This window comes from Vibrio sp. IB15, from assembly GCF_016406055.1.
Classification (GTDB): domain Bacteria; phylum Pseudomonadota; class Gammaproteobacteria; order Enterobacterales; family Vibrionaceae; genus Vibrio; species Vibrio chagasii.
The window spans coordinates 1-8,457 of the sequence record NZ_JAEFCE010000099.1 but is presented as its reverse complement, the minus strand read 5'-3'; the positions used below and the strand labels follow the sequence as shown (position 1 = coordinate 8,457).

Genomic DNA, 8,457 nt, shown 5'->3' with positions numbered 1-8,457 from the left:
GATTATCTCTCAGAAGAAGGATCGGTCAACCGATCCTTATCTGATCTACATTGCGTCGTCATGACGGGCTTTTTATATCTGAATCAACAAACTATACGTTGCGTCTGCGAAAGAAACTTGCTTAGTTCAGGCGGAAACGAGCAATCATCTCGCAGTTGGTCGCGGTATCGATCTTTTCCACCATAGAGGCAATTTTAGGGTTTGGATGGCGTTTCATGAAATCGATAAGTGCTTTTTTACAACAGCCAATAGAATCAATAAAGCTAGCACATTGTGTATTGGGACACTGGGGGATCAGAGTCAGTACTTTCTCTGAAGCTAGTTGAAGGTATTTAAGTTCATACTCGGTATCACCCGCCCAGCGCCAGAATTGCGCAAGGTTATGACAAGATATCACCGAGATCAGTAACCGCTCATCGGCCTCTATATCTGTACGCTCAGTAATCTCCTCACTTAGGTTCAGTGCCTGCTGATAATGAAGAATACTTCGTATAGGATCGTCGAGCTGCAATGCCGTATCGGCGAGTAACGTGTGTTTTTCCCATTCGCTAATCATTGTATTACCTCACTAATCAATAGGGGTGATAATTTAAATGATAATCATTATCAAGTAAAGTTTCATCAGTGAGATTGTTAAGAATAATTGGTAAAGAATATCGGTTGTGGGGAGAGTGATAAAAAAGAAGCGAGCAGTGTGCTCGCTTCTTTGTTCATCTTATCAGGCGTTCTAGCCGTATCTCGCAAAGGTATTTCAGAATTAACCTTCTAGACCTGCGCTTGCTTGTTTGTTTTGAATCAGTTCGATCATGTAGCCGTCAGGATCTTTAACGAATGCGATGTGTGTAGAACCGCCTTTTACTGGGCCTGGTTCACGAGTCACGTTACCGCCTGCTGCTTTAATCGCGTCACACGTTGTGTAGATATCATCAACACCGATAGCTACGTGGCCGAAAGCAGAACCAAGGTCGTATTCAGTCGTACCCCAGTTGTATGTCAGCTCAATCACTGCACCTTGCGACTCGTCACCAAAGCCAACGAAAGCTAGCGTGTATTCGTACTCTTTGTTTTCGTTCTTACGTAATAGCTGCATGCCCATTACGTTTGTGTAGAACTCGATAGACTTATCTAGATCACCCACGCGTAGCATGGTGTGTAAAATACGACCGTTTGACATGATTTGCTCCTAGCTTTAACTATGTTTACGTTTTTGTAATTTTGTTTTCTGCCGCCAGACATTGCGACACTACTTAGCCTACTGGCTTGTGGTTCTTGCTTATGAACTTAGACGTCGGTTTTTTCTTTGAACTCACACAGGTCTTCAATAATACAGCTGCCACAGCGAGGCTTACGCGCGACACAGGTGTAACGTCCATGAAGAATGAGCCAGTGGTGGACATCCAGTTTGAACTCTTTTGGCACTACTTTAAGTAGCTTGGCTTCGACATCATCGACTGTCTTACCCATCGCGAGTTTAGTTCGGTTCGATACGCGATAAATGTGAGTATCAACGGCAATAGTTGGCCAGCCGAAAGCGGTATTCAAAACTACGTTCGCAGTTTTACGGCCAACACCAGGCAGGGCTTCCAGTGCGGCGCGATCTTCTGGCACTTCACCATTATGAAGATCAAGCAGCATACGACATGTCTTAATGGTGTTTTCTGCTTTCGAATTAAATAGACCGATAGTCTTGATGTACTCTTTCAGGCCATCGACACCTAGGTCAAAAATCGCTTGTGGGGTATTAGCAACAGGATAAAGCTTATCTGTGGCTTTGTTCACGCTGACGTCAGTTGCCTGTGCAGACAAGAGCACCGCAATTAGGAGTTCGAAAGGGCTACTCCAATTTAGCTCAGTCTCTGGCTTTGGGTTGTTTTCCCTCAAACGCTCAAGTATTTGTACTCGTTTTACATTGTTCATAGCGACATTACTTTCAAATAGTTAGGGTAGAGCTCTGGAGTGGTATTCAATAAACTCGAAACTCAGGCAGTATCATCGGTTACGCGCTCTTATGAGCGTCATTGTTATGTGTATTGGTTATATCTATTTCTGCTGAGCGGTTGAGCAGCTCAGCAGATTTTTGTTGTTAAGCATTAGTCACGCGGGCACGCTCAATAACAGGTTTTTCTGGCTTTGGTTGTTTCGATTTCGCTTGATGATCGATGATGTTTTTCAACGCTATCAAGAAACCAACACCAATAAATGCACCCGGTGGAAGTAGAGCCAGCAAGAAGCTGTTATCAAATTGGAAAATTTCGATTCTTAAGGCTGATGCCCAATCACCAAGCAGCAGATCTGCGCCATCAAATAGGGTGCCATTACCAATGATTTCACGCATTGCGCCCAGTACCACCAATACTGATGTCATACCAAGACCCATCCAGAAGCCATCTTGAGCGGCAGGTAATACTTCATTTTTTGAAGCGAAGGCTTCTGCTCGACCAATGATGATACAGTTGGTTACGATCAGTGGGATGAAGATACCGAGAGATAGGTACAGGCCATAAGCGTAAGCATTCATCAGCAGCTGAACACACGTTACCAGTGATGCAATGATCATCACGAATACTGGAATACGCACTTCTTTTGGCACGTGGTTACGAACCAGAGAAACGGCAACGTTCGAACCGACTAATACAAGTAGCGTGGCAATACCGAGCCCAAGTGCGTTGGTCACCGTTGAAGAGACAGCCAATAGCGGACACAAGCCAAGTAGCTGTACTAGGGCAGGGTTATTGGCCCACATGCCATTTTTGATTAGTGTTTTATGATCACTCATTATTCACCACCGCAATTTAGAGGTTGAGCAAGAAATGCTTGGTTGTTTTGGTTAACGTACTGAACCGCTTGTTTGACAGATTTCACTACCGCTCTAGGGGTAATGGTCGCGCCAGTAAATTGGTCGAAGTCACCACCGTCTTTACGAACCTTCCAACGGTCAAGATTAGAGTCTGTTACTTGTTTACCAGCAAACGAAAGAATCCAATCACTCACACGTAGATCAATCTTATCACCTAATCCTGGAGTTTCTTGGTGGGAAAGTACACGAGTGCCTAAAATAGTACCGTCGATTTTCATACCGACGATCACCTTAATCGCACCGTTATAACCGTCTGGTGCAATTGCCTCGATCGCAATCGCGCTTGGCTCACCATTGATTTTGGCGATGTAAGCGGGCATCGCTTTCTCTGTACCAAGCTCTTCTGCTTGAACCAAAGTACAAGACGAAAACAGTTCGTTGTCGTGAAGATCGTGTGGGATCACCTGGTTAAGTACAGATAGCAACTGAGCCTGTTCTTGCTGTTTGATCTGATCTTTTGTTAGGTAGTGGGTTACGGCCACTAAACCTGTCGATGCACAGGCAAAAATCGCGAGCACAAGGCCGTTTTTCTTAATAGCATTTAGCATGATGTCCGCTCCTTTAGTGGCCGTATGTACGAGGCTTGGTGTAGTAGTCAATCAGTGGAACGCACATATTGGCTAACAATACAGCAAACGCAACGCCATCAGGGAAGCCACCCCAACTGCGGATAATAAACACTAACGCACCAATTAGGGCACCAAACACCAAACGACCTTTAACTGTCGTTGAAGCCGAAACTGGGTCGGTTGCAATAAAGAATGCACCAAGCATAGTCGCGCCAGACAGAAGGTGAATGGTTGGAGAAGCGGTTTCACCAGGAGTGAGCACTAAGAACACTAAACTAAACAGAGTAAGACTGCCGATGAAAGCCACAGGGATATACCATTGAATAACACGTTGCTTAATCAGCACTAAACCGCCGATTAGGTAAGCAAGGTTCACCCACTCCCAGCCTACGCCAGCTAACCAGCTGAATTGCGGTTGAGACAAGGCTTCAGATGCGGTGTTGCCAGCCGTTAATGCCGTTTTGAATGCGTCAAGTGGCGTCGCCATTGTGGTGCCATCAATACCAAGGCGTGCTTGTTGCAGAGACAAACCTTCGTTATTGAAGCCTGTGAATATCATCAAGAATGAGTCAATAAAGCTTGTTGCTTCTGCTGTCAGGCTCGCGGGTGCATTCCAACTCGTCATTTGAACTGGGAATGAAATCAGCAAAACAACGTAAGCAACCATCGCAGGGTTAAATGGGTTCTGTCCTAGGCCGCCGTACAAGTGTTTCGCGATAATAATAGCGAAGAACATACCAATGACGAGGATCCACCACGGAGAGTGTGGAGGAATGGCGACGCTCAGTAGCCAAGCGGTTACAACAGCACTGTAATCACGCAGCGCCATCACTGGCGGACGTTTTCTTAACAGCATTACGGCTGCTTCAAAGATAACAGCAATTGCAATAGCAAATACTAACTGGATGAGGGTGCCCCATCCAAAGAAGTAGGTTTGAGCTAGTAGACCTGGCAATGCACAAATAGCTACCCATTTCATTAGATCTGGGGTGCTTCTACGACTGTGTGCGTGCGGTGAGCTGGCGATAAAGAAGGCCACTACTCTTTCTCCTCATTGTTCTTTTTATCTAGCTCTTGCTGTGCTTTTCTTGCTTTAGCACGAGCAATAGCGGCAGCAACGGCTGCTTTTTTAGGATCGACTGGCTGTGATTGAGTCTCAGCTACCACTTCAGTCTCTTTTTCGGTTAAAGGCTCAGGAGCGATTTCTTGTGCTTCAACCTGTTTAGCTTGCTGAGCTTTTTTCGCCTTAGCGCGTGCAATAGCGGCAGCAACAGCATCTTTCTTGGCATCGCCGGATTTTTCAGCAGGAGCTTTAGCAGCAGATTCCGCTTGTTGAGCTTTCTTGGCTTTAGCACGAGCAATGGCCGCAGCGACAGCATCTTTCTTAGCATCGCCAGAGCTTTCAACAGGAGCATCCGAAGCAGATTCCGCTTGCAGTGCTTTCTTCGCTTTAGCGCGAGCGATAGCGGCAGCAACGGCGTCTTTCTTAGCGTCACCAGAGCTTTCAGTAGGGGCTTCAGAAGTTGACTGTGCTTGCTGTGCTTTCTTCGCTTTAGCACGAGCGATAGCGGCAGCAACAGCATCTTTCTTAGCGTCACCAGAGCTTTCAGCAGGAACTTCAGAAGCAGATTCAGCTTGTTGAGCTTTCTTCGCTTTAGCACGTGCAATTGCTGCAGCAACAGCATCTTTCTTAGCGTCACCAGAGCTTACAGCCGGAGCGTCAGAAGCTGATTCAGCTTGTTGTGCTTTCTTCGCTTTGGCGCGAGCAATTGCAGCTGCAACAGCGTCTTTCTTGCCCTCACCAGAGTTGTCGGCTTGAGTTTCTGCAGAAACTTGTTGAGCCTTACGCTCTCTAGCTTGTCGTTTACGCTCTTCACGCAGTTTAGACATTTCAGAGTTGTCAGGTTCAGCGCCGTTTTCCTTCAGAGCTGCAGCTTGTTTCGCTTTTGCCTTTGCAATAGCGGCAGCAACCGCAGGTTTTACAGCTGGCTCTTCATTCGGAGCCTGCTCCGCAGCAGCTTTTTGCGTTTTAACACGAGCAATAGCAGCAGCAATAGCATCATCACCGCCAGATGTTTTCATATCTTTACGGCGGTTATCTGCAGCTTTCTTAAAGCGGTTTTCACGCTCTGCTTTATCACGCTCCATACGAGCGTTCTTCTCTTCAAAGCGAATCTTGGCGCGCTCTGCAGCAGCGGCTTCATCTTTTCGAGTTTTGATTTCAGCTTTTGCTTGGCGATAGTACTGAACAAGAGGGATTTCGCTTGGGCAAACAAATGCACAAGCACCGCATTCAATACAGTCTTTAATATTTAGCTCTTCACACTTGTCCAGCTCATTGGCTTTCGCGTGCCATTGCAGCTGCTGAGGCAGTAGAGAGGCTGGACAAGCTTCGGCACATGCACTGCATCGAATACACTCCATCTCGTAAGTGCTTGGTGCAATCTCACGACGTGTTGGCGCTAAAATACAGTTCGATGTTTTAGTGATCGGCACATTGGCATGTGGCAAGGTAAAGCCCATCATCGGGCCACCCAGAATCAAACGCGGTAGCTTTTTATCGGCTTTATAGCCAAACTCTTCGAGCAACTCGTGTACAGGTGTACCTAATAGTGCCCAAACGTTACGAGGTTGCTTAAAAGTCTTACCGGTTAAAGTCACGACGCGGTTAACTACGGGTTCACCGTCGATTACTGCTCTTTTAATAGAGTAGAGAGAGCCAACGTTCTGAACTAATACACCAATGTCAGCCGGGATGCCGCCAGCAGGAACCTCTTTATTGGTGAGGATCTTAATTAGCTGTTTCTCACCACCTGAAGGGTATTTAGTTGGGATCACGCGAATGACGATGTCTTTGTCTTTCGCGGCAACCTCAAGTGCTTTAATTGCCGCTGGCTTGTTGTCTTCGATACCAATCACGGTCAGTTTGGGCTGAAGTATGTGTTCAACTATCTCAATGCCTTTTAACACTTCTTCGGCATGCTCTTGAAGCAACTTGTCATCTGATGTGATGTAAGGTTCACACTCAGCTGCGTTGACGATCAGAATATCAGTACGACCTAGGCCTGACTGGAGCTTTTTCGCAGTAGGAAAGCCTGCGCCACCCATACCTGAAATACCGGCTTGGCGAATCACATCAAGCAGCTCATCTGAGGTTTTCGTTGAAAAGTCTTCAACGGGATTTCTTTCAATCCAAGCGTCTAAGCCATCAGGTTTAATGACCACACTGAGTTCGCTCAAGCCTGAAGGGTGAGCGGTAGTTCTTGGTTCGATAGCAGTAATCACACCTGATGTAGGTGCATGTACCGGCAATGTAAAACCAGTATCTAGAGCCGTTAGTTGTTGGCCTTTCAGTACAGTGTCACCGGCGGCAACCAGTAAGTTACCAGGCTTACCGATGTGCTGTTTGACCGGAAGGACGATTTCTTCTGGAAGCCTTGCATGAACGATATCAGTGGTATTGGACTGTTTCTTGTTTTCAGCAGGGTGCACGCCGCCTGGGAAGGTCCAAATAGAGCCCGTGCGAATTTGTTCAATTAAAGAAATCATACTAACCCTGTGCCTTAGGCTCTGACGCGGTCGCATCAGTTGCTTGGTTAGTGATATCCGTAACAGGAATGATGTTCATCTGCCATTTCCAATTTTCAGTCGTTGTTGCCACTGGAATCATTTCAATACAGTCAGTAGGGCACGGCGCGACACAAAGATCACAACCAGTACATTCGTCTTTAATTACTGTGTGTAGTGCCTTAGTACCACCAACTATGGCGTCGACAGGGCAGGCTTGAATACATTTAGTACAGCCGATACACATATCTTCATGAATGAAGGCAACAGTTTTTACTTTGTTATCTAAGTCGTGAGCTGAGTCTTCAACTTCTACGCCCATTAAGTCTGCTAGTTTCTCAATGGTTGCTTGGCCGCCTGGTGGACATTTATTGATTTTGTCTCCGTTAGCAATCGCTTCTGCGTATGGGCGACAACCTGGGTAGCCACACTGACCACATTGAGTTTGCGGTAAAATTGTGTCGATTTGATCGACGATAGGATCGGCTTCTACTTTGAAGCGAATAGAGGCGAAGCCCAAAATAGCGCCAAAAACAGCGGCTAAAACAGCTAACGCAATGATCGCAATTAAAATAGTACTCATGCTTATTTCACCAACCCAGTAAAGCCCATGAATGCCAGAGACATTAGGCCTGCTGTGATCATCGCTATCGACGCACCTTTAAATGGCATTGGAACATCTGCAACCGCAATACGTTCACGCATTGCAGCAAATAGGATCAGAACAAGAGAGAAACCTACCGCCGCGCCGAAACCATAAACGATAGACTGGATGAAGTTGTGGTTTTCATTGATGTTCAAGAGTGCCACGCCCAATACCGCACAGTTGGTGGTGATAAGGGGCAGGAAAATCCCCAATAGGCGATAAAGAGTGGGGCTGGTTTTGTGAACGACCATTTCCGTAAATTGAACCACGACTGCGATAACCAAGATGAAGCTCATGGTACGCAGGTATTCAATACCCAGAGGGGTAAGGATGTAGGTTTCTACTAGGTATGCAGATACCGACGCTAACGTAAGAACGAAAGTCGTCGCGAGGCCCATACCAATTGCAGTCTCCAGTTTCTTGGAGACTCCCATAAATGGACATAGCCCTAAAAACTTCACTAGCACAAAGTTATTGACCAGCACAGTGCCAACCAACAACAAAAGGTATTCGGTCATAATGGATTAATTCTTGAGATTCCGATCCCGATATTATCCTGTTTTGCTCACCTAATAACAACCAGTGAACGGTGTGGTTTTGTATGTCTGATGGAAATTTATACGCTCAATAGGAGGATAGCAGATCTCATCACAACAAATTAGTTGTTCTGAAGCGTAAAAATGACACGCATGCCAAGGATGGGGTTGGGGTTCTGTATGTCATTTTGGTGAGCAAGGAAATTGACAATTTTAACGGGGTTAGTGGGCGTTGTTGATCAAATCAGCTTGAAGGTCAACGACACCATATGTGACTCACCG

At 46.2% G+C, this 8,457-nt stretch carries 9 protein-coding genes; all 9 read right to left on the bottom strand.

The genetic code is table 11. The annotated features are described in order from the left end of the window. Window positions 1–121: 121 nt before the first annotated feature. The 9 genes from JC606_RS22300 to rsxA all read right to left on the bottom strand — a co-directional run bounded on the left by JC606_RS22300 (window position 122) and on the right by rsxA (window position 8,157). The gene (locus JC606_RS22300) at window positions 122–556 is read right to left on the bottom strand and encodes a DUF2753 domain-containing protein (protein WP_102426587.1); all 435 of its coding nucleotides are present in this window, start codon (window positions 554–556) and stop codon (window positions 122–124) included. Between the two features lie 201 nt (window positions 557–757). Further along, on the bottom strand, window positions 758–1,174 hold the full coding sequence (gene gloA, locus JC606_RS22295) for a lactoylglutathione lyase (RefSeq protein WP_008220190.1): 417 nt from the start codon (window positions 1,172–1,174) through the stop codon (window positions 758–760). 107 nt (window positions 1,175–1,281) lie between these two features. Then, entirely contained in the window at window positions 1,282–1,917 is a 636-nt protein-coding gene (gene nth / locus JC606_RS22290; RefSeq protein WP_061033814.1) for an endonuclease III, read from the bottom strand. Window positions 1,918–2,083: 166 nt separating this feature from the next. Then, a complete protein-coding gene (locus JC606_RS22285; RefSeq protein WP_004741694.1) occupies window positions 2,084–2,776 on the bottom strand; it encodes an electron transport complex subunit E in 693 nt (230 codons plus the stop codon). Next, complete coding sequence (rsxG, locus tag JC606_RS22280) at window positions 2,776–3,405, bottom strand: electron transport complex subunit RsxG (RefSeq protein WP_137408071.1); 630 nt, start codon at window positions 3,403–3,405, stop codon at window positions 2,776–2,778. The genes JC606_RS22285 and rsxG overlap by 1 nt, the downstream gene beginning before the upstream one ends. A 13-nt stretch (window positions 3,406–3,418) precedes the next feature. Further along, window positions 3,419–4,465 (bottom strand): electron transport complex subunit RsxD, encoded by a 1,047-nt coding sequence (gene rsxD, locus JC606_RS22275; protein ID WP_198779467.1) that lies wholly within the window; start codon window positions 4,463–4,465, stop codon window positions 3,419–3,421. Next, window positions 4,465–6,975 (bottom strand): electron transport complex subunit RsxC, encoded by a 2,511-nt coding sequence (gene rsxC, locus JC606_RS22270; protein ID WP_198779466.1) that lies wholly within the window; start codon window positions 6,973–6,975, stop codon window positions 4,465–4,467. Before rsxC ends, rsxD begins: the two co-directional genes overlap by 1 nt. Window position 6,976: 1 nt before the next feature. Then, window positions 6,977–7,576, bottom strand: coding sequence for an electron transport complex subunit RsxB (rsxB, locus tag JC606_RS22265; RefSeq protein ID WP_198779465.1), 600 nt, complete (start codon window positions 7,574–7,576; stop codon window positions 6,977–6,979). Window positions 7,577–7,578: 2 nt separating this feature from the next. Continuing rightward, on the bottom strand, window positions 7,579–8,157 hold the full coding sequence (gene rsxA / locus JC606_RS22260; RefSeq protein ID WP_004737335.1) for an electron transport complex subunit RsxA: 579 nt from the start codon (window positions 8,155–8,157) through the stop codon (window positions 7,579–7,581). Window positions 8,158–8,457 lie beyond the last annotated feature (300 nt).